Source organism: Bradyrhizobium sp. (assembly GCF_036735945.1).
Lineage (GTDB): Bacteria > Pseudomonadota > Alphaproteobacteria > Rhizobiales > Xanthobacteraceae > Bradyrhizobium.
On sequence record NZ_DAINNI010000067.1, the window covers coordinates 1 to 24,994 of the forward strand.

At 64.5% G+C, this 24,994-nt stretch carries 26 protein-coding genes and 1 tRNA gene; 14 read left to right on the forward strand and 13 right to left on the reverse strand.

All coding sequences use genetic code 11. From position 1 onward, the window contains the following. On the reverse strand, positions 1-681 hold a 681-nt coding region (locus V7E26_RS19650), incomplete at its 3' end, for a YiiX/YebB-like N1pC/P60 family cysteine hydrolase (protein WP_324419108.1). 189 nt (positions 682-870) lie between these two features. Between V7E26_RS19650 and V7E26_RS19655 the strand changes: the two genes are divergently transcribed. Then, positions 871-2,271 (forward strand): flavin monoamine oxidase family protein, encoded by a 1,401-nt coding sequence (locus V7E26_RS19655; RefSeq protein WP_324419110.1) that lies wholly within the window; start codon positions 871-873, stop codon positions 2,269-2,271. Next, a complete protein-coding gene (locus V7E26_RS19660; RefSeq protein ID WP_324419112.1) occupies positions 2,271-2,939 on the forward strand; it encodes an ATP-binding protein in 669 nt (222 codons plus the stop codon). Before V7E26_RS19655 ends, V7E26_RS19660 begins: the two co-directional genes overlap by 1 nt. Before the next feature lie 13 nt (positions 2,940-2,952). Here the strand turns inward: V7E26_RS19660 and V7E26_RS19665 are convergent, their stop codons facing one another. The 7 genes from V7E26_RS19665 to rpmI form a co-directional block, all read right to left on the reverse strand. After that, positions 2,953-3,717 (reverse strand): sulfite exporter TauE/SafE family protein, encoded by a 765-nt coding sequence (locus V7E26_RS19665; RefSeq protein ID WP_324419114.1) that lies wholly within the window; start codon positions 3,715-3,717, stop codon positions 2,953-2,955. After that, positions 3,714-6,122, reverse strand: coding sequence for a phenylalanine--tRNA ligase subunit beta (gene pheT, locus V7E26_RS19670; RefSeq protein WP_324419116.1), 2,409 nt, complete (start codon positions 6,120-6,122; stop codon positions 3,714-3,716). The genes V7E26_RS19665 and pheT overlap by 4 nt, the downstream gene beginning before the upstream one ends. Further along, positions 6,119-6,553, reverse strand: coding sequence for an endonuclease domain-containing protein (locus V7E26_RS19675; protein ID WP_324419118.1), 435 nt, complete (start codon positions 6,551-6,553; stop codon positions 6,119-6,121). Before V7E26_RS19675 ends, pheT begins: the two co-directional genes overlap by 4 nt. Positions 6,554-6,795: 242 nt before the next feature. Beyond that, positions 6,796-7,203, reverse strand: coding sequence for an ASCH domain-containing protein (locus V7E26_RS19680; RefSeq protein WP_324419120.1), 408 nt, complete (start codon positions 7,201-7,203; stop codon positions 6,796-6,798). Continuing rightward, positions 7,200-8,282, reverse strand: coding sequence for a phenylalanine--tRNA ligase subunit alpha (gene pheS / locus V7E26_RS19685; RefSeq protein ID WP_324419122.1), 1,083 nt, complete (start codon positions 8,280-8,282; stop codon positions 7,200-7,202). Before pheS ends, V7E26_RS19680 begins: the two co-directional genes overlap by 4 nt. Before the next feature lie 193 nt (positions 8,283-8,475). Next, positions 8,476-8,835 carry a 50S ribosomal protein L20 gene (gene rplT / locus V7E26_RS19690; protein ID WP_324419124.1) on the reverse strand — a complete coding sequence of 120 codons (360 nt, stop codon included), beginning with the start codon at positions 8,833-8,835 and terminating at the stop codon, positions 8,476-8,478. 81 nt (positions 8,836-8,916) lie between these two features. Then, positions 8,917-9,117: a 50S ribosomal protein L35 gene (gene rpmI, locus V7E26_RS19695; protein WP_008539890.1), complete on the reverse strand. Its 201-nt coding sequence runs from the start codon at positions 9,115-9,117 to the stop codon at positions 8,917-8,919. A gap of 303 nt (positions 9,118-9,420) precedes the next feature. Between rpmI and V7E26_RS19700 the strand changes: the two genes are divergently transcribed. Then, positions 9,421-9,816, forward strand: coding sequence for a hypothetical protein (locus V7E26_RS19700; RefSeq protein WP_324419254.1), 396 nt, complete (start codon positions 9,421-9,423; stop codon positions 9,814-9,816). A gap of 66 nt (positions 9,817-9,882) precedes the next feature. Here V7E26_RS19700 and infC read toward each other — a convergent pair whose 3' ends face one another. Next, entirely contained in the window at positions 9,883-10,422 is a 540-nt protein-coding gene (infC, locus tag V7E26_RS19705) for a translation initiation factor IF-3 (RefSeq protein WP_324419283.1), read from the reverse strand. Positions 10,423-10,647: 225 nt separating this feature from the next. Between infC and V7E26_RS19710 the strand changes: the two genes are divergently transcribed. Together V7E26_RS19710 and V7E26_RS19715 are read left to right on the forward strand one after the other, a co-directional pair. Further along, positions 10,648-11,439, forward strand: coding sequence for an alpha/beta hydrolase (locus V7E26_RS19710; RefSeq protein WP_324419256.1), 792 nt, complete (start codon positions 10,648-10,650; stop codon positions 11,437-11,439). Positions 11,440-11,599: 160 nt separating this feature from the next. Then, entirely contained in the window at positions 11,600-12,067 is a 468-nt protein-coding gene (locus tag V7E26_RS19715; RefSeq protein ID WP_324419285.1) for a nuclear transport factor 2 family protein, read from the forward strand. A 102-nt stretch (positions 12,068-12,169) separates the two neighbouring features. On the opposite strand, the gene V7E26_RS19720 is transcribed toward V7E26_RS19715, so the two are convergent. The 3 genes from V7E26_RS19720 to V7E26_RS19730 form a co-directional block, all read right to left on the reverse strand. After that, positions 12,170-12,967: a thioesterase family protein gene (locus tag V7E26_RS19720; protein WP_324419258.1), complete on the reverse strand. Its 798-nt coding sequence runs from the start codon at positions 12,965-12,967 to the stop codon at positions 12,170-12,172. A 147-nt stretch (positions 12,968-13,114) separates the two neighbouring features. Further along, positions 13,115-14,305, reverse strand: a complete 1,191-nt coding sequence (queG, locus tag V7E26_RS19725; RefSeq protein ID WP_324419260.1) for a tRNA epoxyqueuosine(34) reductase QueG — start codon at positions 14,303-14,305, stop codon at positions 13,115-13,117. Then, positions 14,254-14,946: a glutathione S-transferase family protein gene (locus tag V7E26_RS19730; RefSeq protein ID WP_324419262.1), complete on the reverse strand. Its 693-nt coding sequence runs from the start codon at positions 14,944-14,946 to the stop codon at positions 14,254-14,256. The genes queG and V7E26_RS19730 overlap by 52 nt, the downstream gene beginning before the upstream one ends. A 179-nt stretch (positions 14,947-15,125) precedes the next feature. On the opposite strand from V7E26_RS19730, the gene V7E26_RS19735 reads away from it, so the two are divergent. After that, entirely contained in the window at positions 15,126-15,932 is an 807-nt protein-coding gene (locus tag V7E26_RS19735; RefSeq protein WP_324419264.1) for an undecaprenyl-diphosphate phosphatase, read from the forward strand. A gap of 8 nt (positions 15,933-15,940) precedes the next feature. Here the strand turns inward: V7E26_RS19735 and V7E26_RS19740 are convergent, their stop codons facing one another. Beyond that, positions 15,941-16,909, reverse strand: a complete 969-nt coding sequence (locus V7E26_RS19740) for a complex I NDUFA9 subunit family protein (RefSeq protein WP_324419266.1) — start codon at positions 16,907-16,909, stop codon at positions 15,941-15,943. Positions 16,910-17,057: 148 nt separating this feature from the next. Here V7E26_RS19740 and V7E26_RS19745 point away from each other — a divergent pair. The 8 genes from V7E26_RS19745 to V7E26_RS19780 all read left to right on the forward strand — a co-directional run. Further along, a tRNA-Leu gene (locus V7E26_RS19745) sits at positions 17,058-17,144 on the forward strand. Positions 17,145-17,835: 691 nt separating this feature from the next. After that, entirely contained in the window at positions 17,836-19,821 is a 1,986-nt protein-coding gene (locus V7E26_RS19750; RefSeq protein ID WP_324419268.1) for a TonB-dependent siderophore receptor, read from the forward strand. A 103-nt stretch (positions 19,822-19,924) separates the two neighbouring features. Beyond that, complete coding sequence (locus tag V7E26_RS19755; protein ID WP_324419270.1) at positions 19,925-20,437, forward strand: hypothetical protein; 513 nt, start codon at positions 19,925-19,927, stop codon at positions 20,435-20,437. Further along, entirely contained in the window at positions 20,434-21,684 is a 1,251-nt protein-coding gene (locus tag V7E26_RS19760; RefSeq protein ID WP_324419273.1) for a hypothetical protein, read from the forward strand. Before V7E26_RS19755 ends, V7E26_RS19760 begins: the two co-directional genes overlap by 4 nt. 386 nt (positions 21,685-22,070) lie before the next feature. Beyond that, positions 22,071-22,685: a ribonuclease D gene (locus V7E26_RS19765; RefSeq protein WP_324419275.1), complete on the forward strand. Its 615-nt coding sequence runs from the start codon at positions 22,071-22,073 to the stop codon at positions 22,683-22,685. 132 nt (positions 22,686-22,817) lie between these two features. Continuing rightward, entirely contained in the window at positions 22,818-23,549 is a 732-nt protein-coding gene (gene lptC / locus V7E26_RS19770) for an LPS export ABC transporter periplasmic protein LptC (protein WP_324419277.1), read from the forward strand. 5 nt (positions 23,550-23,554) lie between these two features. Further along, the gene (locus V7E26_RS19775) at positions 23,555-24,232 is read left to right on the forward strand and encodes an LptA/OstA family protein (protein ID WP_442893436.1); all 678 of its coding nucleotides are present in this window, start codon (positions 23,555-23,557) and stop codon (positions 24,230-24,232) included. Between the two features lie 193 nt (positions 24,233-24,425). Next, a partial coding sequence (locus V7E26_RS19780) for an ATP-binding cassette domain-containing protein (RefSeq protein ID WP_324419281.1) occupies positions 24,426-24,994 on the forward strand: 569 nt, incomplete at its 3' end.

Below are 24,994 nucleotides of genomic sequence, written 5' to 3' on the forward strand. Positions count from 1 at the left end.
TTCGAAATAGGGCGAGATGTCGAAATCGCGCGGCATGTAGAGCGAGGAGTCGCGGATATGCAGGATCTCGCGCCGGGCCGTTCGTGAGGCGGCGCGGGTGATCTTGGGCAGGATCGGGTAGCGCACGGCGTCGAACGCCTGCGCGATCAGCGCCGAGCAGATCATCTTGGTGGGATCGCCGGAACCGAACGCGATCATGCGCCGACGCCAGCGCTGCGGTACCGGCAGCGGAACTAAAAAGCGCATCAGGTCGACGATGTTCTTGGTGTCGTAGCCGAAGCCGATGCGGTTGATGGCATAGCGGCACACCGTGGTGCGGTCCTCATAGGACAGGCCGATCGGGCGGCAGAGGCGGGTGTGATAGGGAAAATATTTCGATAGCGGCGCCGAGGTGACGCCTTCGCCGATATTGGCCTCGATCAGCACGTGCGGTTCGCCGTCGGGCTCGCTGGCGCCGTCGATCGGGCCGACATAGAGCGCGGCATGCGACCAGGTGGATTGCGTGAGATACTTGATGATGCCGGAAATGCGGTTGTTGCCTTCAACCAGCAGCACGTCGCCGGCGGCGATGACGCCGCGCAGATGCTCGGGATCGCTGGGCGTAAACGGCTCGTAGCCCGGCACTTCCTTTTGCAGGTAGCCGGCGATCAACTGACCGATCGTGTCGAGCATTACGCCCATGAAACTCCCCTGAACCGGCTTTTCTTCCGCTTTTTTTGTTTCCTTATCATGGTCGCAAGCCGTTTCAATTTAGTTCATGCGAAAGCGGGATCAATCATGATTGATTTACCATGAGTGTTGCTGCACGGCGTGAGATGCGGCACAGTTCGCGGGCTGTTCTCCGCTTGTTCAGGCCGTGGAAACCATGACATGACTTTGACCCGCCGCACTTTTCTGTCGGCGTCCGCGGGCCTTGCGATAACGCCGGTTTTTTCACGTCAATTTGCCGGCGCGGCGCCGTTGCCGCGCGAGGCTGACATCGTCGTGATCGGCGCGGGCGCCGCCGGCATTGCTGCGGCGCGGCGCGTCATGGCGGCGAATCGCAAGGTGATTGTGGTCGAAGCCACAAGCGAGATCGGCGGCCGCTGCCTGACCGACAGCTCGACCTTCGACGTGCCGTTCGATCGCGGCGCGCGCTGGATGCACAATCCCGAGACCAATCCGATGATCAGGCTCGCGCGCGCGGCGGGACTCGAGATCATCACCGCGCCCGCCGGCCAGAAGATCCGCATCGGCCGTCGCAACGCCCGCGCCGGCGAGACCGAGGAGTTCCTGGCGGCCGTGGTGCGCGCCAACCGCGCGATCGACGAGGCTGCGCGGCGGCTCGACGTCTCCTGCGCTTCCGTGCTGCCGAAGGATCTCGGCGACTGGGCGGGCACCGCGGAGTTCGTGCTCGGCGCCAGTTTCGCCGGCAAGGATCTCAAGGACCTCTCCGTCGGCGACAAGTCGCGCGCGCAGGACCGCAACACCGCGATCGGCTGTCGTCAGGGATTGGGCACGCTGATCGCAAAGCTCGGCGAGCAGGTGCCGCTGTCGCTGTCGACGCCGGCCAACCGCATCGTCTGGAGCAACCGCGATGTCAGCGTGGAAACACCGGCAGGCAAGATCGCAGCGCGCGCCGCCGTCGTCACCGTCTCGACCAACGTGCTGGCGGCAGGCAACATCAAGTTCGCGCCCGACATTCCGAAGCGCGCGCTGGAAGCGGCTTCCAGGCTGAGCCTCGGCAGCTACGACCGGATCGCGCTGCAGATGCCGGGCAATCCGCTCGGGCTTTCGCGCGACGACCTCATCATCGAGAAGAGCGATTCGATGAAGACCGGGCTGATATTCGCCAACATGGGCGGATCGGCGCTCTGCACGGTCGACGTCGGCGGCTCGTTCGGCCGCGATCTCTCCGCGCAGGGCGAGAAGGCGATGGTGGCGTTTGCGGTCGAATGGCTGACAAAACTGTTCGGCAGCGAGGCGGCCGCCGCCGTCAAGAAATCGAGCGCGACGCGCTGGAACGCGGCGCCGTTCGCGCTCGGCGCGATGTCGGCGGCTGGTCCCGGCGCGCAATCCTCGCGCAAGGTCCTGGGCGAACCATTCGGCTGCATCTATCTCGCCGGCGAAGCGACCCATGAAACGCTGTGGGGAACGATCGACGGCGCCTGGGACAGCGGCGAGCGGGCGGCGGAGGCGGCACTGCGGCGGATCGGCGCGCTGCGGGATGCTGAGCCGGAAGCGCGTCCGGCAAAGCAGCGGCGGCGCGGGGCGGGATCTCGGATCAACTGATGGCCCGCCCGAAAGCCCTGATCTCCTGGTCGAGCGGCAAGGACTCGGCCTACGCGCTGAATGAGATGATGCGCGCCGGCGAATTCGATATCATCGGCGCGCTGACCACGGTGACGGAGACGTTCGGTCGCGTCTCGATCCACGGCGTGCGGCAGGAAATATTGCAGGCGCAGTGCGAAGCTGCCGGCCTGCCGCAGCGGATCGTGCCGATTCCCTATCCCTGCCCGAACGAAATCTACGAGGCGCGGATGGGCGAGGCGGTTGCAAAGGCTGTCGCTGACGGCGTCACGCATATGATCTTCGGCGATCTCTTTCTCGCCGATATCCGCGCCTATCGCGAACAGAAGCTGGCCGGCACCGGCATCACGGCGGTGTTTCCCCTGTGGGAGCGGCCGACCGACGCATTGGCGCGGGCGATGATCGCCAGCGGGCTGGAAGCGGTTCTCGCGACGGTCGATCTGAAGAAGATGCCGGCGGAATTTGCAGGACGCAGATTCGATGCGGCGTTGCTGGCCGATCTGCCCGATGGCGTCGACGCTTGCGGCGAGAACGGCGAGTTTCATACCTGCGTGGTCGCGGGACCGATGTTTTCGCGGCGGCTGACGGTCGCGACAGGCGAACGCGTCGAGCGCGATGGCTATGCGTATTGCGATCTGGTGATGGAATAGCGCTTGCGCGCCGTCAGCGCAGCACGCCATCCAGCGCCGGCAGGCCGAAGATCACGGCGGCGGCGATCAGCGCGTAGCAGATCGCGCGGAACACCGTTTCGCTGGCCTTGCCGAACAGCGACGCGCCGAACCAGACGCCGACGCCGTAGACAGGACCGACCACCAGCGCGAACTTGATCGCATCCATCGTGATCAGGCCGGTCGCGGCATAGCTGACGGCGGAGAAGAAATCCGATGCGCCGAAAAACAATACGATATTGGCGCGGGCAATCACCGGAGGCAGCGGACGGCCGAGCCAGTAGGCGACGATCGGCGGGCCGCCGGTCTGCGCAAGGCCGCTGCAAAAGCCTGAGAGACCGCCGATGCCGACCGCGATCGACGGATGCTCCTTGCCGCGATAGCGCCAGCCCGAGAGCAGAAGCAGCAGCAGCGCGAACACGAAGGCGGAAATGATCCAGCGGGTCGTCACCGGCTCGAGGCGGCTGAGGAAGTAGGTGCCGATGGGTACGCCGACCAGCGCGCCCGCCACCATGACCGCGGTAGCCTTGCGGTCGGCCTTCTGCCACGCATTCGGCAGCAGCGGCGCGGCGGCGACGAAATCGACGAGCAGCAGCAGCGCGGCGACCAGCCGCGGATCGGCGATCGAGCTCGCCAGCGGCATGAAGATCAGCGCCGAGCCGAATCCGGAAAATCCGCGCGCGGTCCCCGAGACGAAGGCGACGGCGCCGATTGCAACCGCCGCGTTGAAACTGATGTCCGCCGGAACGAGCGGCGTCATCCCCGCAGCGTGCCGCCGGTCTTCTTCGTCACCTCGGCCACGATCTTCGCGGCGACCGCGTCGATCTCCTGGTCTGTCAGGGTTTTCTCGCGCGGCTGGATCGTCACCGCAATGGCGATCGACTTCTTGTCGGGGTCGATACCCTTGCCTTCATAGATGTCGAACACGGAGACGTCAGTGATCAGCTTCTTGTCGACGCCTTGCGCCGCGCGGACGATGTCGCCGGCTTTCACGCTGCGATCGACGATGAAGGCGAAGTCGCGCGACACCGGCTGGAACGCCGAGAGTTCGAGCAGCGGCCTGGCGCGGGTCGGCTTCTTCTTGGCATCGGGAATGCGGTCGAGGATCACCTCGAACGCGACAAGCGGGCCGTCGGCGCCGAGCGCCTCCAACGCGCGCGGATGCAGTTCGCCGAAATATCCCAGCACATTCTGCGGGCCGATCTGGATGGTGCCGGAGCGTCCCGGATGCAGCCAGCTCGCGCCACCGGGCACGATCTGCAGCGCCTGCATCGGCGCGCCCGCGGCCGCGAGCACCGCGAAGGCATCGGCCTTGGCGTCGAGCGCATCCGTCATGGCGGAGCCCGACCAGTGCCGGCCGATGCCCGTGGCGGACGCGTAGCCGTGGCGCACGCCCGCGGCGGCGACGAACTGGTCCCCGGGCCTGTCGCCCCGGAAGATCTGGCCGACCTCGAACAGCGCGACATCGGAGAAGCCGCGGTTGGCGTTGGCCTGCGCGGCGGCGACGAGACCAGGCAGCAGGCTCGGCCGCATGTCAGAGAGGTCGGAGGCGATCGGGTTGGCAAGCGCAAGCTCGCCCTTTCCGCCGCCGAACAGTTCGGCATGAGGCCTGGAGATGAACGACCAGGTCACGGCCTCGACCATGCCGCGCGCCGCCAGCGCGCGCTTGGCGCGGCGGGTGCGGTTCTGCATCGCGGTCAGCACCGGCTTGCGGGCGTCGTCGCCACGCTCGAACGGCGTCATCGGCACCTTGTCGACGCCGACGATGCGCACGACTTCCTCGACGATGTCAGCCTTGCCGTGCACGTCGGTGCGCCAGGAGGGAACGGCGACCTTCAGCACCGGTCCGTTGCCGGCGACCATGAAGCCGAGATGGCCGAGGATGCGCTTCATCTCGACCAGCGGCACCTCGATGCCGGCGAGCCGTTTGACCTCGCTCAGCGGGAAATCGATGATGCGGTCGTCGCCAAAAGCCTTGCCGACGACGACGGTCTCCGACGGCGCGCCGCCGCAGAGTTCCATCACCATCCTGGTCGCAAGCTCCAGGCCCGGCACCATGAAGGCCGGATCGACGCCGCGCTCGAAGCGGTAGCGCGCATCCGAATTGATGCCGAGCTTGCGCCCGGTCTGCGCGATGTTGATCTCGTTCCACAGCGCCGATTCGATCAGCACGTCGGTCGTGTTCTCGTCGCAGCCCGAGGTCTCGCCGCCCATGATGCCGGCGAGCGATTCGACGCCGTGCTCGTCTGATATGACGCAGATCGCGGGATCGAGCGTGTAGGTGCGGCCGTCGAGCGCCAGCAGGCTCTCGCCGTCCTTCGCGCGCCGCACGGTGAGATTTCCCGTCACCTTCTTCGCATCGAACACGTGCAGGGGACGGGCGCGGTCGTAGGTCATGAAGTTCGTGATGTCGACCAGCGCATTGATCGGCCGCAGCCCGATCGAGGCCAGCCGCTTCTGCAGCCATTCCGGGGAGGGGCCGTTCCTGACGCCGCGCACCAGCCGCAGCGCGAAGCCCGGGCACAGCGTCGCGTCTTCCACCGTCACTGTCACGGGGCAGGGGAATTCGCCCTTGATCGGCTTGATGCCGGGATCGATGAACTTGCCCATGTCGGCGGCGGAGAGATCGCGCGCGATGCCGTGCACGCCGGTGCAGTCCTGGCGGTTCGGCGTCAGATTGATTTCGATGACGGGATCGCCAAGAGCCGCCCATTCGGCATAGCCCTTGCCGACAGGCGCATCGGCCGGCAGTTCCATGATGCCGTCATGGTCGTCGGAAATCTGCAGTTCGGCCGCCGAGCACAGCATGCCCCGGCTTTCGACGCCCCTGATGGTGCCGACGCCCAGCGTGATGTTCTTGCCCGGGATGAAGGTGCCGGGCGGCGAGAACACACTGATCAGGTCGGCGCGCGCATTCGGCGCGCCGCAGACCACCTGCACCGGCGCCGCGCCGTCGCCGGTATCGACCATGCAGACACGCAGGCGATCCGCGTTCGGATGCTGCTCGGCGGAAATCACCCGCGCGATCGAAAACGGCGCAAGCTGCCTTGCCTTGTCCTCGATGTTCTCGACCTCGAGCCCGATCATGGTCAGCTTGTCGGCAAGCTTTTCCAGCGGCTCGTCAGTGTCGAGATGTTCCTTCAGCCAGGAGAGCGTGAATTTCATGGGGTTTGCTTCTCTTGTCCCCTCTCCCGCTTGCGGGGGAGGGTCAGGGTGGGGGCTCTCTCCGCAACGGCAGCGGCAATCGTTTCGAGCACGCCGGCGCGGTTCGTCATCACGTCGTGGTTGCTGAAGCGAAGAACCTTGAAGCCTTGCGCTTCAATTACAGCCGACCGGGCGGCGTCTCGTCGCTCGGCCTCATCGGAAAAATGTTGGCCGCCATCGATCTCGATCACCAGTTTGGCGGCGTGACAGACGAAGTCGGCAATGAAGTTCTTGATGGGCACCTGGCGACGGAAGCTGGCGCCATTCAGACGATGGTTGCGAAGCGCTGACCAAAGGATTCGTTCAACGTCAGTCGAGTTCTCGCGGAGCGCCTGTGCATTGGAGCGTAGTCTGGCCGAGACTTTCCAGTCGGGATGCTCAGGATCAACCATCGACACCTCCGTTGCGGAGACACCCCCACCCCAGCCCTCCCCCGCAAGCGGGAGAGGGAGTCCGAGCCGTCTTGGGGAAACGTCCCGGCGAAATCTGGCCGGCTTATCGTGTGCTTCAGCGCTCGCGGCGAACGCTGTCCATTCCCTCTCCCGCTTGCGGGGGAGGGTCAGGGTGGGGGCTCTCTCCGCGAAGGCAGCGGTGAGAGAAGGCACGACAGAGACCGATAGCACCCCAATCCCGCTCATGGCGTCTCCGCCTGCGCAAACACCTCGACCAAGCGAAAGCGTTCGCACATCAGCATCATGTCTTCGCGAAACTTGCCTTGCCGGCCAAAATAAGTGCGGTGCGCCTGGCGCCAGTAGTCGAGGCTGCGGTCGCCTTCGCCTTCTTCATAGGCAAAGGCGGCATCCACTTCGGGGAAGCGGCGATAGGTGACCTCGATAGTCTCGATCACGCAGCGCGGCGTGCCGCGCCCGTCGCGCACGATCCATCGCTCGCCCGGCGTCGAGGTGTTCGGCTCGTCCTCGGTGGAGCAGGTCGCGGTCTTGCGTCCCCCGATCACGAGGTCGAGCAGTTCGTCAGCCAGATCGGGGCCGTCGCCGAACGCGAAGCAACGCAAACCCTGATATTTCTCAGGGACTGCAATCACGTGCTCAATCCCCCGGCGAGCGTCGGGACGTCGAGCGGCTTGAAGCCGTAGTGATTGAGCCAGCGCACATCGTTCTCGAACAACTGGCGAAGATCGGCGATGCCGTATTTCAGCATCGCGATGCGGTCGAGGCCCATGCCCCAGGCAAAACCCTGGTAGACGTCGGGATCGATGTCGCAGGCGCGCAGCACGTTCGGATGGACCATGCCGCAGCCGAGAATCTCGAGCCAGTCCTCGCCTTCGCCGAAACGGATCTCGCCCTTGTCGCGCCGGCACTGGATGTCGACCTCGAGCGAGGGCTCGGTGAACGGAAAGAACGACGGGCGGAAGCGCATGTTGATGTGGTCGACCTCGAAGAACGCCTTGCAGAACTCGTGCAGGATCCATTTGAGGTGGCCGAGATGCGAGCCCTTGTCGATGACGAGGCCCTCGACCTGGTGGAATTGCGGCGTATGGGTCGCATCCGAATCGATGCGATAGGTGCGGCCCGGGCAGACCACGCGGATCGGCGGCTTCTGCGACAGCATCGTGCGCACCTGCACCGGCGAGGTGTGCGTGCGCAGCAGCATGCGCGAGCCGTCTTGCTTCGGATTGAAGAAGAAGGTGTCGTGCATCTCCCGCGCCGGATGCCCTTCCGGGAAATTCAGCCTGGTGAAGTTGTAATCGTCGGTCTCGATGTCTGGACCTTCGGCGATGGCAAATCCCATGTCGGCGAAGATCGTGTTGACCTCCTCAAAGACCTGGCTCAGCGGATGGATGCGACCCTGTTCGGCGGCGTTCTCACGCAAGGGCAGCGTGACGTCGATGGTTTCCGAGGCAAGCCGCGCATCGAGCGCGGCAGACTTCAGGATGTCGCGGCGCGCGGCGAGCGCCTGGGTCACCTTGTCCTTGGCGAGGTTGATCGCCGCCCCCTGCGTCTTGCGCTCGTCGGGCGACATCTTGCCGAGCGTCCCAAGCAGCGCGGAGATCGAGCCTCTCCTGCCGAGCGCCGCGACGCGTACGGCTTCAAGCGCGGCTTCGTCGCCGGAGGCTGCGATATCGGTGAGGATCTGGGATTCGAGTTGAACGAGATCGGACATGGAGACGGGTGCCTCTTGGGGAACGCGCTCGCAGTCCAACGGGGCTGTCATCATCCGCGAATGCGGATGATCCAGTAACCCCCGGGGTATCAGGAATGTCGATCGGTGGTTACTGGCTGCCCCGCCCGAGTGCGCAATTGCGCACAAGGCGGGACATGACACCGGAGTTGCAAGACGCCGTAGCGATCAGAACTTACGCCGCGAGCGCGGCCTTGGCCTTCTCGGCGATCGCCTGGAACGCCGCCGGCTCGTTGATGGCGAGATCCGACAGCACCTTGCGGTCCACCGTGATGCCCGACTTCGACAGGCCGTTGATGAACACGCTGTAGGTCATCCCGAACGGACGCACGGCCGCGTTCAGGCGCTGGATCCAGAGCGCGCGGAAGGTGCGCTTCTTGCGCTTGCGGTCGCGGAAGGCGTACTGGCCGGCCTTCTCGACGGCCTGCTTGGCGACGCGGATCGTATTCTTGCGGCGGCCGTAATAGCCCTTGGCGGCCTTGTAGACTTTCTTGTGCTTGGCGTGGGCGGTCACACCGCGTTTGACGCGAGACATGACTGGTATCCTTGATCAGAAATGAGGTGACGGGATTGCCGCGCGGACGCGGCTCGGCTGTGATGGACGGGAACGCGCGCTTTACGCGTTCGGCAAGAAGTACTTCTTGACGTTGTCGCCGTCGGTCTTGAACAGCACGCGGGTGCCGCGGAGCTGACGAATCTGCTTCTTCGTCCGCTTGATCATGCCGTGGCGCTTGCCGCGCTGGGCGTGCATCACTTTGCCGGTGGCAGTCACCTTGAAGCGCTTTTTGGCGCCTGACTTGGTCTTCAGCTTGGGCATTTGGCTCTCCTGTGGCCACAGAAAAACGCGCCCGAGGGGCGCTTCTGTCGGCTAAATTGCTCGTTAGAGCGTTGATAGTGCTCAGGTTTTTCCAAAAATCAGGGAAACCCGCACGGACATCGACACGGCAGCCCTTGATCAGCCGGGCGATGAAGGTCGGGCTTATGGCAGAGGAAGCGCCAATTGGCAATGATGAACCGGCAGGGCCGGTCCGGCTACCTACCCGAGAGGTCATTAATCTCCTGGTCGGGAGCTGGAACCATGACCGATTTTCTCGCCTGTTTTCACCGCTCGACACCCGGCATGGGTGGGTCCTCCCGCCTGCGCGCGTGGCGCTGGCTCCCCGCGCTTGCCGTGCTCGCCGCCATGGCCGGGCCAGGCAGCGCCGAAGCGGCCCGCCGCGTGCGGGGCGGGGCCTATGACGGGGTCTGGAACGTGGTGTTCGCGACCACCAGGGGCAATTGCAGTTCGGGCTACCGCGTGCCGTTCACGGTCGCCGGCAGCCGGGTCTCGTCGGCCGGCGGTGGCCGGGTTTCCGGCTCGGTCAGCCGGCGTGGCGCGGTCGCGGTCTACGTATCCGTCGGCGCGTCCCATGCCAACGGCGGCGGCCGGCTCAACAGCGCCAGCGGCGCCGGGGTCTGGCGCGGCATCATCACCGGCGACCGCTGCAGCGGCACCTGGCAGGCGACGCGGAGCTAGCCGGGGCTACAAAAAACGGCCCGCCAGATCACCTGACGGGCCGCATATCCAACCAACCGATTCAGCCTAGCGCGGCGCCAGCACCATCACGACCTGGCGTCCCTCGAACCTGGCGTCCTGCTCGACCTTGGCGAATTCGGCGACGTCGGCCTTCACCTTGTCCAACAGCTTGGTGCCGATCTCCTGATGCGCCATCTCGCGGCCACGGTAGCGCAAGGTGATCTTGACCTTGTCGCCTTCCTCGAAGAACCGCTGCATCGCCCGCATCTTCACGTCGTAGTCGTGATCGTCGATCATCGGCCGCAGCTTGATCTCCTTGATCTCGACGACTTTCTGCTTCTTGCGGGCCTCGGCGGCCTTCTTCTGTGCCGAATACTTGAACTTCCCGTAGTCCATGATCTTGCAAACGGGAGGAACGTTGTTCGGCGAAATCTCGACAAGATCCATGCCCACTTCGAGGGCCATCTTGATGGCGATCATGGTCTCAACCGTTCCGTGGTTGGTGCCGTTCTGATCGATCAGCTGGATCTGCGCGTTGCGGATATCGTCATTGGTGCGCGGCCCGTCTTTGGTTGCGGCGGGCGGGGCTCTGTTGGGACGGCGAATGGGTAGTTCTCCAAAGTTATGAAAGGGAAGGCGCGTAGTTTGAAGCAATACGCTGACAACAGCAAGCGAACTCGCGATCTCTGGGCGCCAAAACCGTCAAATGCGAGGCATTTCGGTCACGTCTGGCAAATATAGCGGAGCCGCGTGATCCGCAAGCGCCGGGAGGTCGCGCTTGACCGGTGGGGCCGGCTCGCCGACAAAGCGGCTGTTAAGGGTGACCGATCCATGACCAATTCCGCGACATCAGACCAGGAACCGGCCTTTATCGAGGTGGGTGAGGGTGACGGGCGGCGCCGGATCGCGGTCCGCGCCCGGACCGGCGGCTCGCCGGGGCTGTTCTGGCTCGGCGGCTTCAATTCCGACATGCGCGGCACCAAAGCGCTGGCGCTGGATGTCTTCGCCGCCGAGCAGGGCCGCGCCTGCGTCAGGTTCGACTATTCCGGGCATGGCGAATCAGGCGGCACCTTCATCGACGGCACCATTGGCCGCTGGCTGGAGGAGGCGGTTGCGGTATTCGAGCAGTTTTGCCGGGGGCCGCAGGTCGTGATCGGCTCGTCGATGGGCGGCTGGATGGCGCTGCTGCTGGCGCGGGAAATCGCCAAACGCCAGATGGCCGCGTCGCTCGCCGGGCTCGTGCTGATCGCGCCGGCGCCCGATTTCACCGAGCAATTGATGTGGAACGGCTTCTCCGACGAGATTCGCGAGGAGATCAGGACCAGGGGCGTGTGGATGCGGCCCTCCGAGTATGGTGACGGCACGCCCTATCCGATCACCCGCGCCCTGATCGAGGAGGGGCGCAATCACCTCTTGCTCGGCAGCGCGATCGAGGTCGGATGCCCGGTGCGCATCCTGCAGGGCGCGAAGGATCCCGACGTGCCCTGGCAGCACGCCTTTGCGCTGGCGCACCGGCTGCCGGCGGAAGACGTGGTTCTGACCATGATCCAGGACGGCGACCATCGCCTGTCGCGCCCGCAGGACATCGCGCGCATCATGGCGGCGGTAGCGGAGATGGGGTGAGCTTCTGCAACCGCGGTGTCATCGTCCGCGAAAGCGGACGATTCAGTACGCCGCGGCCTATCGATTAACGGCGCCGTCTCTGGAATACTGGATTCCCCGCCCCAGTGCGCAATGGCGCACAAGGCGGGAAATGACGATCGAGAGAGTCGATGCCATGAACATGAACCCATCCACCATGCTCCGCGCCTTCTGCGACGCCGTCGAGCAGCGCAACGGCAAAGCGTTCGCGGATCTCTTCACCGAGGACGGCGTCTATCACGACGTCTTCTACGGCGCGTTCGAAGGCCGCGCGAAGATCGCCGGCCTGATCGACGACTGGTTCTACCGCACGGCAAACGATTTTCGCTGGGACATGCATGATCCCGTCAGCAACGGCGAGACCCTCTACGTGCGCTACACCTTCAGCTACCGCTCGACACTGCCGGAAGCAAAAGGCGCACGCGCGATGTTCGAGGGCGTCGCGATCATGCGCCTGCGCGACGGCAAGATCGCGGAATATCACGAGGTCGCCAACACCGCGCCGGCCTTCGTCGATCTGCAGTTCGCGCCGGAGCGGATCACGAAGATCGTCGCGAAGCAGGGTGCGGCGCTGAAAGCGCGGCCGGAGATGAAGCGGCATCTGGTTTGAGTGAAAGTGCCGTCGTCATTCCGGGGCATCGCTGCAGCGATGAACCCGGAATCTCGAGCTTCCGGGTTCGATGCTTCGCATCGCCCCGGAATGACGGTGCCCCTACGGCGGCGGCACATTCGTCATCGGCTTGCGCTGGGCCAGCGCCGCGACGGTCGAGGTGCCGATCGGCCCTTTCTCATCATAGAGCCAGCACTCGCCGATCGCGATGCCGTCGCTGGCGTGGTGGTTCACCACGTCGAATCCGATCCATCGCGTCACGGGCAGGCGGTGCAGGTACAGCGTGACGTCGCTGTTGATGTAGCCGAGCCCCTGGTCGCCGGCATTGGCGAACGGGCTGGCGAAATCGGCGCCGGTTGCGACATGGACGAACGGCGACATCGGCGTGCCCTCGACCAGTTCGCGGACCTCGCTCATCCATAGCCGCCGGGGGCCGAGCGATCCCATCGCGCCGACAATCGGCCGCGTCGTCCATTTGCCATTCATGCCCAGCCGACGATCGGTCGGCGCCGGGATCGTGTCGGGCAATGGCGCGTCCCAGTTCGCCGGCGACCAGACGTTGCCGGGCGCATTTTCGGTCCGACGCAATAGCTGGCAGGAGGCGCGTGCCATGCTGGTGCCGCCGGAAAAGAACTCGGCCTCCACCACCTTGATCCGCTTGCCGTCGCGGACCAGCCCCGTTGTGATTTCCACCGGCGTCTGGATGTTCGGCAGCCGAAACATGTCGACCGTCAGCCGCGCCGGGACGAATTCGTCGGAGCCGTGACGCTCCTCGATCGCGTGGGCCAGGAGACCGATCACGACGCGACCGTGCATCGAGTTCGGGTCCCACGGACCGTTGGCGACCGGATAGGGGATGAAGGCGTCGCCGCGTTTGGTGAAGAAGGGCTCATTTTTCATGGTTCGGAAACATGACGGATTTCGTCGCGGGAAATCAAGAGCACTACGACCGTCATGGTGAGGAGGCGCGAAGCGCCGTCTCGAACTATGCAGGCCCAACTGTGGCCTCGCCCTTCGAGACGCGCTACGCGCTCCTCAGGGTGAGGGTCAGGCAACGGTGGTGCTGCGCCACTCCGCCCGCACGCCTTCATCCGCTTCGGCGCCGAGCGCCGTCGCGGCCAGCGCGTCAAATCTTTCGCGCCCCACCAGCTGCGACAGCGCCCATACCGCCGCGCCGCGCACCAGCGGGCTGGCATCGTCGAGCAGGCGCTCTGCCTCGACCGCCAGCGACGTATCCTCCGCATTGCCGATCGCGATCAGCACGTTGCGGATGAAGCGATCGCGCCCGACGCGCTTGACCGGCGATTTCGAAAACAGCGCGCGAAACGCGGCGTCATTCAGCCGCGCGAGGTCGGAAAGCGCGGGCGCGCGCAGTTCGTCGCGGGCGGCGAGCTTTGCTTCGCGTCCCGCTTGCGCGAACTTGTTCCACGGGCACACCGCAAGGCAATCGTCGCAGCCATAGATGCGGTTGCCGATGCTCTTGCGGAATTCGTGCGGGATCGGGCCCTTGTTCTCGATCGTCAGGTATGAAATGCAGCGCCGCGCATCGAGCTTGTAGGGCGCCGGAAACGCCGCCGTCGGGCAGATCTCCTGGCAGGCATTGCAGGAGCCGCAACGATCAGTACCGGCCTCGTCGCGCGGCAGGTCGGATGCCGAGAAGATCGCGCCGAGAAACAGCCATGAGCCGAGATCGCGCGAGACGAGGTTGGTGTGCTTGCCCTGCCAGCCGAGGCCGGCCGCCTGCGCCAGCGGCTTTTCCATCACGGCCGCGGTATCGATGAACACCTTCACGTCTTCGCCGGAGGTTGCGAACAGCCAGCGCGCCAGCGTCTTCAGGCGCTTCTTGATGACGTCGTGATAATCGTCGCCCTGCGCATAGACCGAGATCGCGCCGCGCGTGCGCTCTTCGAGCAGCGCGAGCGGATCTTCCGTCGGTCCATAGTTGACGCCGAGCATGATGATCGAGCGCACGCCGGGCCACAGCACGCGCGGGTCCATGCGACGTTCCGGTTGCGCCGCGAGCCAGTCCATGTCGCCATGCGCGCCGGCATCGAGGAATTCGCGGAAATATCCTGCCGCGCGGCCGATGGCCTCGGGATCGGTCACGCCGATGCAGTCGAAACCGAGCGTCGCAGCTTCGCGTCCGAGCGCGGCCTTCAATTCGGCAGCGGCGAGCCTGGTCTCGTTCAGAAGTCGAGGTCCACGTAGGTGCGCGACGCCGGCACGCCCGCCAGCCACTCGCTCAGCAGCGGACGGAACGACGGGCGGGACTTCACCCGCGCGTACCACGCCTTTGCCGCCTCGTCCTCGCTCCATGGCACGTCGCCCAGATAGTCGATCGCCGAAAGATGCGCCGCGGCGGCGAGATCCGCGTAGGTCAGCCGGTCGCCGGCAAGGAAGTTCCGGGTCTGCGCCAGCCAGCCGATATAGGCCAGATGATAGCGCACATTGACCTTGGCCGCGCGGATCACGTCGGTCGACGGCGCCCCGCCGCCATTCTCCTCGCTCATGAAGCGCTTGTAGATGCGCTCGGTCACCAGCGGATTGGAGACTTCCTCGAAGAACTTGTCGTTGAACCACGCCATCAGGCGGCGCACCTCGACACGCTCGCCCATCGCGGCCGGCAATAGCCGTCGGTCGCCCGCCTCCAGGCCGTGGGTCTCGTCGAGATATTCGGCGATCACGCCGGCGCCCGGGATCGGCGGAAAGCCGTCAGCCATCAATACCGGCGTGTTCGCCGCGGGATTGAGCAGCAGAAACCCCTCGCGGCGCTCCCACGCCCGCTCTTCCACCAGGCGCAGGTCGAGGCCGTGTTCGCCAAGCACCAGGCGAACGAAGCGCGAATGCGGACAGAACGGGTGGTGATAAAGCGTGTACATAAAATCCCATAGGTAAATTCGCGGCGACCGAGGAACCCTCAAAAACCGCGTCAAGCGAATCGGGACACTAGCCAAGCAGACGTTTGTGGCAACCTGTGTTTTGGCGTTTTTTTGCGATTGCGACAGGGAAACGAATAGGCGAGAAGGGCGCGGCCTTTCTCGTCGAAATGGACCACATCATGATGTCGGAAGCAGTGAAAGCGGTGATTCTCGGCATCATCGAGGGTATCACGGAATTTCTCCCCGTTTCCTCCACCGGTCACATGCTGCTGGCGCAGCGCTTCTTCGGCCTCGGCGAGGGCGCCTTCTGGCAGAGTTTCGTGATCCTGATTCAGCTCGGCGCGATCCTCGCCATCGTCGTGCTGTATTTCGGCAAGCTGTGGCGCGTCGCACTCGGCATGTTCACCAATCCTGACGACCGCCGTTTCGTGATCGGCCTGCTGATCGCGTTCCTGCCGGCGGTGGTGGTCGGCCTCGCGGTCGGCAAGTACATCAAGGAGCTGTTGTTCAATCCGTGGGTAGTGTGCTTCACGCTGATCGTCGGTGGCGCCATCCTGCTCTGGGTCGATCAGCTCGAGCTCAAGCCGCGCCACGATGACGCCACCCGCTATCCGCTGATGATGTATCTGTACATCGGCATCGCGCAATGCGTGGCGATGATCCCCGGCGTGTCGCGCTCCGGCGCCAGCATCGTGGCGGCGATGCTGCTCGGCGGCGACAAGCGCTCGGCCGCCGAATTCTCGTTCTTTCTCGCGATCCCGACCATGATCGGGGCGTTCGCCTATGATTTCTACAAGAATCGCGCCGAGATGACGGTCGATCACGTCGGCATCCTCGCGATCGGCTTCGTGGTCTCGTTCATCACCGCGATGATCGTGGTGAAGACGTTCCTCACCTATGTCACCCGCCACGGATTTACGTTCTTCGCGTGGTGGCGCGTCATCGTCGGCACGCTCGGCCTGGTCGCGCTGGCGCTGGGGATGTAATCTGGCGCTTACGCGCTCTTGCGCTGAAACTGGCCGGCGGCACGGAAGCGCCAGAGATATTGCGGGGCGATCGCCTCGATCGATTCGGGCGTGATGCCGAGCCCTTCCAGCGTCAGGCGGGCGGCCTTCGCCGCATCAGACACCACATTGTCCGACTGCAGCATCGCGACCTGGTCCGGCGTCAGCTTCAACATGCCGGGCGCGAATTGCAGGAACAGCGCCTGGAACCGGGCCAGCCCGAACGGCAGCGACAGCAGCATGCGCTTGCGGTCGGTGATCTCCAGAATGATTTCCATGATCTCGCGCATGGTCAGCACTTCCGGCCCGCCGAGTTCGTAGATGCTTCCATCAGCGGTCTTGCCGTCGACGGCATCGGCGACGGCGGCTGCGACGTCGCCGACATAGGCCGGCTGCACCCGGTTCACGCCGCCGCCGATCAGCGGCAGGAACGGCGATATTCGGGCCAGCGCCGCAAAGCGGTTGGTGAACTGGTCCTCGGGCCCGAACAGCAGCGATGGCCGCAGGATGGTCGCCGAGGGCACGGCCGCCAGCACGGCCTGCTCGCCGGCCGCCTTGGAGCGGCCATAGGCCGAGAGCGCGTTCTCGTCGGCGCCGATCGCCGATACATGCACCATCCGCGCGCCGGCGGCCGCGGCCGCTCTTGCGATCGTTCCGGCGCCCTTGCTCTGCACCGAATCGAAAGTCTGCGCGCCGCTTTCGGTCAGCGTGCCGACCAGGTTGATGACGACGGCCGAATCACGCATCGCCGCCTCGACGGACGCCGGATAGCGCACATTGGCCTGCACGGCATGGACCTGGCCGACCCGGCCGAGCGGCTGCAGGTGCCCGGCGAGCTCGGGCCGCCGCACCGCCACCCTGATCCGGTATTCGCGCTTGGCCAGCGCACGGACCACGTTTCGTCCCAGAAAGCCCGATCCGCCAAATACCGTGACGAGCGTTTCCAGGTTCGATGCCATGGTCAATTCCTGCCGGTCGAATTCAAGAGATTTCAGTGAAATTCCGCGGAATCGCGATACGCCAACCCGCCTTCCCTGTACAGCCTATTCGGCCGGCATTGAAGCGATTTGACAAGCGCGTGACCGATCCTTACTAAGCGCGCCACGTGCCCAGGTGGCGGAATTGGTAGACGCGCTGGCTTCAGGTGCCAGTGGCTTCACGGCCGTGAAGGTTCGAGTCCTTTCCTGGGCACCACCCATTGCTGGATATTTGACTATCCCGGCAGGTTAGCCCCCAAGAAGTTGGTCCCCTCAGAATGGCGCCTTGGCCTAACCCGCGTCATGACGGGGCGCAACATTTGCTGGCCAGCTTGTTCGGCCAATGCGCCGACCGCCGGCATCGCCCTTCGGATTTGTTGAACGCCAAGGCGCGACAACTCAAGGGCTGTTCGTTTACGACCGATTGAAGCGTCGGCCTATTCCGGCGCGCAGGCGCTTGCTGCGGAATAATGCATCGCACGCACCGGGCGCTGCTGTTTCGTAGAGAGCTTCCAAGAGACTTTCCAAGAGCGCTTCTAAGATAGCTTCTTACGATACAACCTTCGTAAAAACCTGAAGTCGCTTTCTGCAACTCGGCACCGTCGCTACTGCTGCGCTTCTGCACAGGTAAGGATGGGGCGCGTGTTGGAATGAACGCAAAATATTTTCTTGGGGCTTCGACCATCGCGCTCGCGACATTGGCATTCGACGTCTCTGCGTCGGGGCAGTCAGCCAGTCAGTTGCCCCCGGTCGTTGTCGAGCAAGCGAAGCCGCGACCTGCAGTTCGTCCACAGCGCACTCAATCGGCGCGCTCCGCTACGCGAGGCAATGCGAATCGTGGCGGCAATGCTCCGTCCGCTCCGGTCAGCAACGCGGCTGCCCCGGCGCGGGAGAGCGCCACGGGTCCGGTGCAAGGCTATCTCGCGACGCAGAGCGGCACCGGGACCAAGACCGACACGCCGCTGAGCCAGACGGCACAGTCGATCTCGGTTGTCAGCGCGGAGCGCGTGCGGGATCAGGGTGTCAGCAGCATCCAGGAAACCCTGCGCTACGTGCCCGGCGTATTCGCCGAGCCGGGCGGCGTCGATTCACGCAACGACTATTTCAAGGTTCGCGGCCAGGATCCGAACCTTTATCTCGACGGCACGCGGGTCAACAACCGCAATAATTTCAACGAGTGGCGCGTCGATCCCTATATGCTCGAACGCATCGAGGTGTTTCGTGGACCTGCATCGGTGCTCTATGGCGATACGTCAACCGCGGGTCTCGTCAACCTGATTTCCAAGCGTCCGCGCGCGGAGGCCTACAATGAAGTGGGCGTGTCTTTCGACAATTTCGGTCGCAAGCAAGTCCAGATGGACTCGACCGGCAAGGTGACGAAGGATGGCGAATGGCTCTATCGCTTCGTCGGCCTGTTTCGTGACAGCGGTACCCAGGTCGATTTCGTCCCTGACAATCGCACCCTGCTGGCGCCCTCGCTCACCTGGCGCCCCACGACGAATACGAGCTGGACCGTGCTCGGAGTCTATCAGAAGGATCGGACCGGCACGACCAACGGCTTTCTGCCGCGCGAAGGCACGCTGTTGCCTGGCATCAACGGTTACATCCCGCGTAGCCGTTTCGTCGGCGACCCCACTACCGACCGCTATCAAACCGAAACCGGCGCCATCAGCAGCCTGTTCGAGCACAATTTCAACGACGCGGTGAAATTCACCCAGAACATGCGCTACGCCCACGTCGACGGCATCTATCGCAGCGTCTATGCGAATGTGTTCTCGGCCGACCCGTTCCTTGACGCTTCGAGGCGCACGGTCAACCGCTACATCGCCAACCAGGCGGTATCGAACGATAACTTCACCATGGACAACAATATCCAGGTCAAGGCGCTCACCGGTGCGCTCGAGCACAAGGTGTTGTTCGGCGTGGACTATCGCGGCCTCTATGCGCGATCATCGGTCGGCGGCGGCTTCGATCCGACACCGTTCGATCTCTATGCGCCGGTTTACACCAGCCTCCCGCTGCCTGATCTGGCGCGGCTTTCGGACGCGAAGCAGACCCAGACCGGCCTCTATGCGCAGGACCAGATGCGCCTCGGTCCCTGGCTCGCCACGGTTGGCGTCCGGCAGGATTCTGCCGCCACGCGCTTTGCCGGGGCTGACAGCGACAGGTCGGCGACGACAGGTCGCGCGAGCCTGATGTACGAAACGCCGGTCGGTTTCAATCCCTACGTGGTCTGGGCGCAGTCGTTCAATCCGGTGTATTTCAGTCCGACCTATGGCGGCAGCACCTGCGTCAGCGGCCCTTGCAAGGACCAGCGCGGCGAGATCTACGAGGTCGGCTTCAAATACGCGCCGATGCAGGGCCTTGCGATCAACGGCGCGATCTATGACACGGTCGAAAGGAACCGGTTGGCCGCGTCGAACGATCCGTCCAATCCATTCGCATCGAGCCAGATCGGCCAGGTCCGAATCCGCGGCGCGGAAATCGAAGTCATCGGCAAGGTCACGCCGGATTTCGACGTGATCGCCAGCTACTCCTACATCAATGCCAAGGTCGAAAGCGGCGACAATATCGGCAAGACCGTCGAGGGCGTTCCCGCCAACCAGGCTTCGCTCTGGGGCAAGTACCGCCTGACCGCACTCGGACAACGAGACATCACCGTCGGCGCCGGCGTGCGCTACATCGGCAAGTCCTACGAAGAGACCAACACCTACACCATCCCGTCCTACACCCTGTTCGACATGATGATCGCCTACGATCCCGGCCCATTCAGGCTGCAGATCAACGTCAACAACATCACGGACGAACGCTACGTGGCGGCGTGCTACGCGCGGGGCGACTGCTATTACGGCTTGGGGCGGGCGGTCCTGGGAACAGCGACCTACCGGTTCTAGACGGCCCGCTCGGCGACCGACGGCGAGCCCCTCATGCGGCTGACAGAGGGCGCTGCTGCTACATCTTCCCGCGAGAAGTGCCATCTCTTCCTGAATTGGACAATTGAAGGGTGCAAAGCAGGTTGTATTCAACTTCATTAGCAATTTGTTTCCTGACGGTCAGGTAGCCACGGCGAGAGCAACGTCAAGTCTCGCCGGCAAACACATGCACGATCGCGCGGCCGCAAATCGTCGGTTCCCCGCTCTCGCCTCGGCGGGTGACGTCGGCGCTGATCTTTCCTGTCAGCTTGCCGCGTCCGGGCAGTCGGCCGACGCGCGGCAGGTACCGGGCGCGCTCTGGCTGGTGACAGCGCTGGCGCTTGCGATCGTGCTTGCGATTCCCTTCTTCCTCGTCGATGTGCCTCCCATCCTCGACTATCCGAACCATCTGGCGCGTTACTTCGTGCTGGCGCATCCGGACGATCCGGAGCTGTCGCAGATGTACCGGCCGCGTTGGGGGTTGATGCCAAATCTGGGCATGGACGTGCTTGGCGCCGGACTGCTGAAGCTGACCGACGTTCACACGGGTGGAGGATTCTGCTGGCCCTCAGTCTCTTCGCGCCGGTGGTGGGCGTGATCGTCTACAGCCGCGGTGTGTTCGGCGAATTTTCAACCTGGCCGCTGGCGTCGGGCACCGTCGCGTTCAACGGCATCTTCCATCTCGGCTTCATGAACTTTCTGCTGGGGCTGGGACTGGCCTTCGCGCTCGCGACCGGCTGGATCGTCCTGCGACGGCGCGGCCAAACATTGACTGCGGTCGCCTACGCCACATTGGCGACGCCAATTTTGTTCTTCTGCCATCTGTTCGGCGTGCTCGTGTTCTCATTGCTGATCGGTGCCGAAGAGATCGCGCGCCTGCGGGCCTTGCGCCACGGCGGAAAGTTGACGGCGGCCGAAATGCTGCGGACGGCGGTCTTGCTCGCGATTGCGATCAGCCCGGCGGTGGTGCTTTATCTCGCGACGCCCCTGGCGGCAGGCGCGGCGGCGCCGGCGCCGGCTGCCGGCGTGGGCTACAAATTGTGGACGCTGCTGACACCGTTCATGGCCACGAATGTCTGGCTGACGCTGTGGACGGCGACAATTGTCATCGGCTTTCTCGCCATTTCCTGGCGGCGAACAAGCGTCAGCCCTGCGGTCTGGATCGCGCTTGGCATTCTGGCGGTGGTCTATCCGGTGGCGCCTTCCGAGATCAAGGGTGGCACCTTCGTCGACATTCGCGTCGGCATGATCGCCGGATTGCTGCTGTTCGCCGGATTCAGGCCGGCGCTCGGCCCGCGCGAGGCCGTGGTCGCCGGCACGATATTCGCGTCCCTGATCGGCGCCCGCACGATCTACATCGGCGCGACCTGGATCGACCATCGGCAGACGTTGGCGGAACTGCGCGGTGCGATGGCGCAGATTGCGCCCGGTTCGCGCGTGATGATCGCCCACGGCCCGCGCGCGACCGGCACCCAGGTCAAGCAACCGGAAATGGCCCTGCCGGGCATCTCCAGGCTCGATAGCGCGTTGACCGCGTTGATGGTGATCGAACGGCGCGCGTTCTGGCCGCTTCTGTTCGCCAATCCGGCGCAGCAGCCGATGGAACTGACCGCGGCGTTCAGGCCGCTGTCGCAGTCTCCCGGCGGCCTGGTGGATTTCACCTGGCTGTCCGATGCGAACCTGTCTGCCGCCAGGCTGAAGGAGGCGCCGTACCTCAAGCGTTGGCGCGCCGATTTCGATGCCGTGCTGCTGGTCGATCCGCCGGCGCTGTTGCCGCCCTCGCCCCAAGGCTTGACGCCGGTATATGCCGCGCCGTTTGCCGTGCTGTACCGAATCCAGCACTGACGGAAACGATATCCCGGTTATTCCGGATCAGATGCGGTCCTGTGCCCGTCCGGACCGCGCCCCGCCGGCATTCGCCGTCTGGCGCGAAGTTGGATAAATATATCAATGAAAATAATGCGTTGTACTTAATTCTGGGTGGCGAGAGCCCGGAGCTTCAGCCGCCGCCAGCGGATGGGAAAATCGGCGGAACGGCCGCTGGGTGTTCGAGCCGCGCCAGTACCCCGGCTGGCTCCGTGGCCGCGACGCCGGCGACGGCCTGATGAAGCGGACAAAAATCTCCTCAGAGTTGTCATTTCCCGGCCTATAAGCCGTGGGCGGCCGCTCGCCTCCCGCGGCTTCGGGCGCTAGTGTTTCCGTCGAATCCACTGAGACAGAGGCCTCCCTACATGACCATCCGCCTGCATCGCGGCGACCTGCCCGACTTGTCCCGCTACAAGGATTCGGTGGCGATCGATACCGAGACCATGGGGCTCAACCCGCACCGCGACCGGCTCTGCGTGGTACAGATGTCGAACGGCGACGGCAGCGCCGACGTCATCCAGATTCCGAAAGGTCATACCGACTCGCCGAATCTGAAGGCGCTGCTGGGCAATCCTGCCGTCACGAAGATCTTTCACTTTGCGCGATTCGACGTCGCGACGCTTTACAACACGTTCGGCGTGATGCCGCAGCCGGTCTATTGCACCAAGATCGCCTCGCGCCTGACGCGTACCTATACCGACCGCCACGGCCTGAAGGACCTGGTGCGCGAAGTGCTCAACATCGATCTCTCCAAGCAGCAGCAGTCGAGCGATTGGGGCGCTGCTACCCTCAGCGAGGCGCAGCTCGCCTATGCCGCGTCCGATGTGCTGCACCTTCATGCGTTGCGCGAGCGCCTCAATACCATGCTGGCGCGCGAGGATCGCCTCGCCATGGCGCAGGCCTGTTTCGACTTCCTGCCGACCCGGGCCAAGCTCGATCTCGGCGGCTGGGAGGCCGAGGACATCTTCGCGCATTCGTGATGCGGGACCATTCGAAGCGGTTCCCACCGGCCGCCTCCGCCCCGTTTCCGACATACTGATCGCGAGTGTCCGGGCTGCATAATCCCGCGATTGCGGGTAGAATGATGCTTTCCTGGCGTCTTTGGAGCCCCGGTGAACTCGGTACAGAACCCAGCCTACGACCCCGGACTGCAGGTCCGCTTCGCCGCGGCCGCCCGCCACAGCCGGATGGTGCGGATGCTGCGGGTCGCGGTTCCGGTGGCTGTGGCGCTGGCGATGGCTGCCATCATCTTCATCGCTGCCGTCAACCCGTTTCGAATCGCGGAGATCGCGAAGCTGCCGATCGACATCGGCAATCTCGTCGTGTCGGGATCGAAGATCACCATGGAGACGCCGCACATGGCCGGTTTCTCCACCGACCAGCGTCCCTACGAATTATGGGCCAAGGCGGCGGTCCAGGATCTGACCAATCCCGATCAGGTCGAGCTCCAGACGCTGCGCGCCAAGGTCATGATGGAGGACAAGAGCACGGTGACGATGGATGCGCGCACGGGGGTCTTCGACAGCAAGCAGCAGATGCTGGACCTGCGCAAGGACATCTTCCTGCAATCCTCCACCGGCTACGAAGCCAGGCTCTCGCAGGCCTATGTGGACATCAACAAGGGAACGGTGACGTCGGACGAGCATGTCGACGTCAAGCTGCTCAACGGAACGCTGAGCGCCGACCGGCTCAAGATCATCGACAGCGGCGAGGTCGTGCGCTTCGACGGCAACGTCGTGATGAATCTCGTCATGGAAAGTCCAGCGGCGCCGGAGCCGGAGCCCGAGCCGCCGCCACCGCCGAAGACGCGGTCCGCCACCGGCAAGTCCGTCAACGCGAAGTGACATCAATGATGCAGTTTGTCTCGCGCAGTCTTGCGCCCACCGTGCTTGCGTTCGCGCTGTTCGCGTCCGGTGACGTCCACGCCCAGGGCGCCATGTCGGGCGTGCCGAACGCGCTGCAGGGATTTTCGCAGAATCGCGACCAGCCGATCCAGATCGAGGCGGCCTCGCTCGAAATGCGCGACAAGAAAAAGGAGGCGACCTTCTCAGGCAATGTGAAGGTTGTGCAGGGCGACACCACCATGACCTCGAAATCGCTGGTGGTGTTCTACGATTCCGGCGCCGCGCCGGCCTCGCCGCAGCCCGCCGCGCCGAAGGGAGCAAAATCCGCAACGATGCAGTCCGCAACGCCCGGGCCGGGCGGCAGTTCTTCGATCAAAAGGCTGGAAGCCAGAGGCTCCGTCGTGGTGACGCAGAAGGACCAGGTCGTGACCGGCGAGACCGCGATCTTCGATCCGCGCGCCAATCTGATCACCATGGCCGGTGGGGTCGTGCTCACCCAGTGCAAGAACGTGCTCAAGGGCGACCGCCTCAAGGTCGACATGACGACCGGCGTCTCGCGCGTCGAATCCGACAGCGGCAAGGTGCAGGGCATGTTCATCCAGGGCGAGAATTGCGGGTCGGGTTCGGGTGGGGCAAAGCAGCCTCCGGTCCAGATACCGTCGCTGATCCCTGGTAAAAAATAAGGCGAATCAGCGGCTTAAAGATTAATTGGACGCCGTGCGGTTGAAGCTGGCGGCATGAACCTGTATCTACTGCAGCGGGGGGCGGAGGGGTGTTTCGCCGGGCACGGACATCCATTCATGCATGGTTCGCCAGCGAAGCGATTCGCCGGTGGGCGCGTCGCGGTGTCACCGTGAAAGGCTGAAGCGAAGCGGGATGGTGGATTTTCTCGGCATGTTTCGTCGACGCCCCGCGAAGCGCGGCGCTGCGGGCTTTGCGCGGTCGCGCGAGGACATCACCGCGCTCGGCGATTCCTTCGGCGACATGCTGGCAAGCCCGGTACGCGACGCGCCGCCGATGGCGCGTTCCGCGGCTCTGCCCGGGCTGGAATTGCCCGAGCCGCAAGGGGACGCCGAGCCGCCGCGCCAACCGCGTCCGCGCACGCAGGGGCCGCGCCCCAACCCCAATCCCAACCCCAGGGCCAATGGCGGCGGTGCGCCGCAACTGATCAAGCGGCCCGGCTTCCTCGCCGTGCACAGCGTCGAGAAGAGCTTTGGCACGCGCCAGGTCGTGCGCGGCGTCAGCATCTATGTCCGCCGCGGCGAGGCGGTTGGCCTGCTCGGTCCGAACGGCGCCGGCAAGACGACGGTGTTCTACATGATCACCGGCCTGATCAAGGCGGATCGCGGCGCGATCGAGCTCGACGGCCACGACGTCACCAGGCTGCCGATGTACCAGCGCGCGCGGCTCGGCATCGGCTATCTGCCGCAGGAAGCCTCGATCTT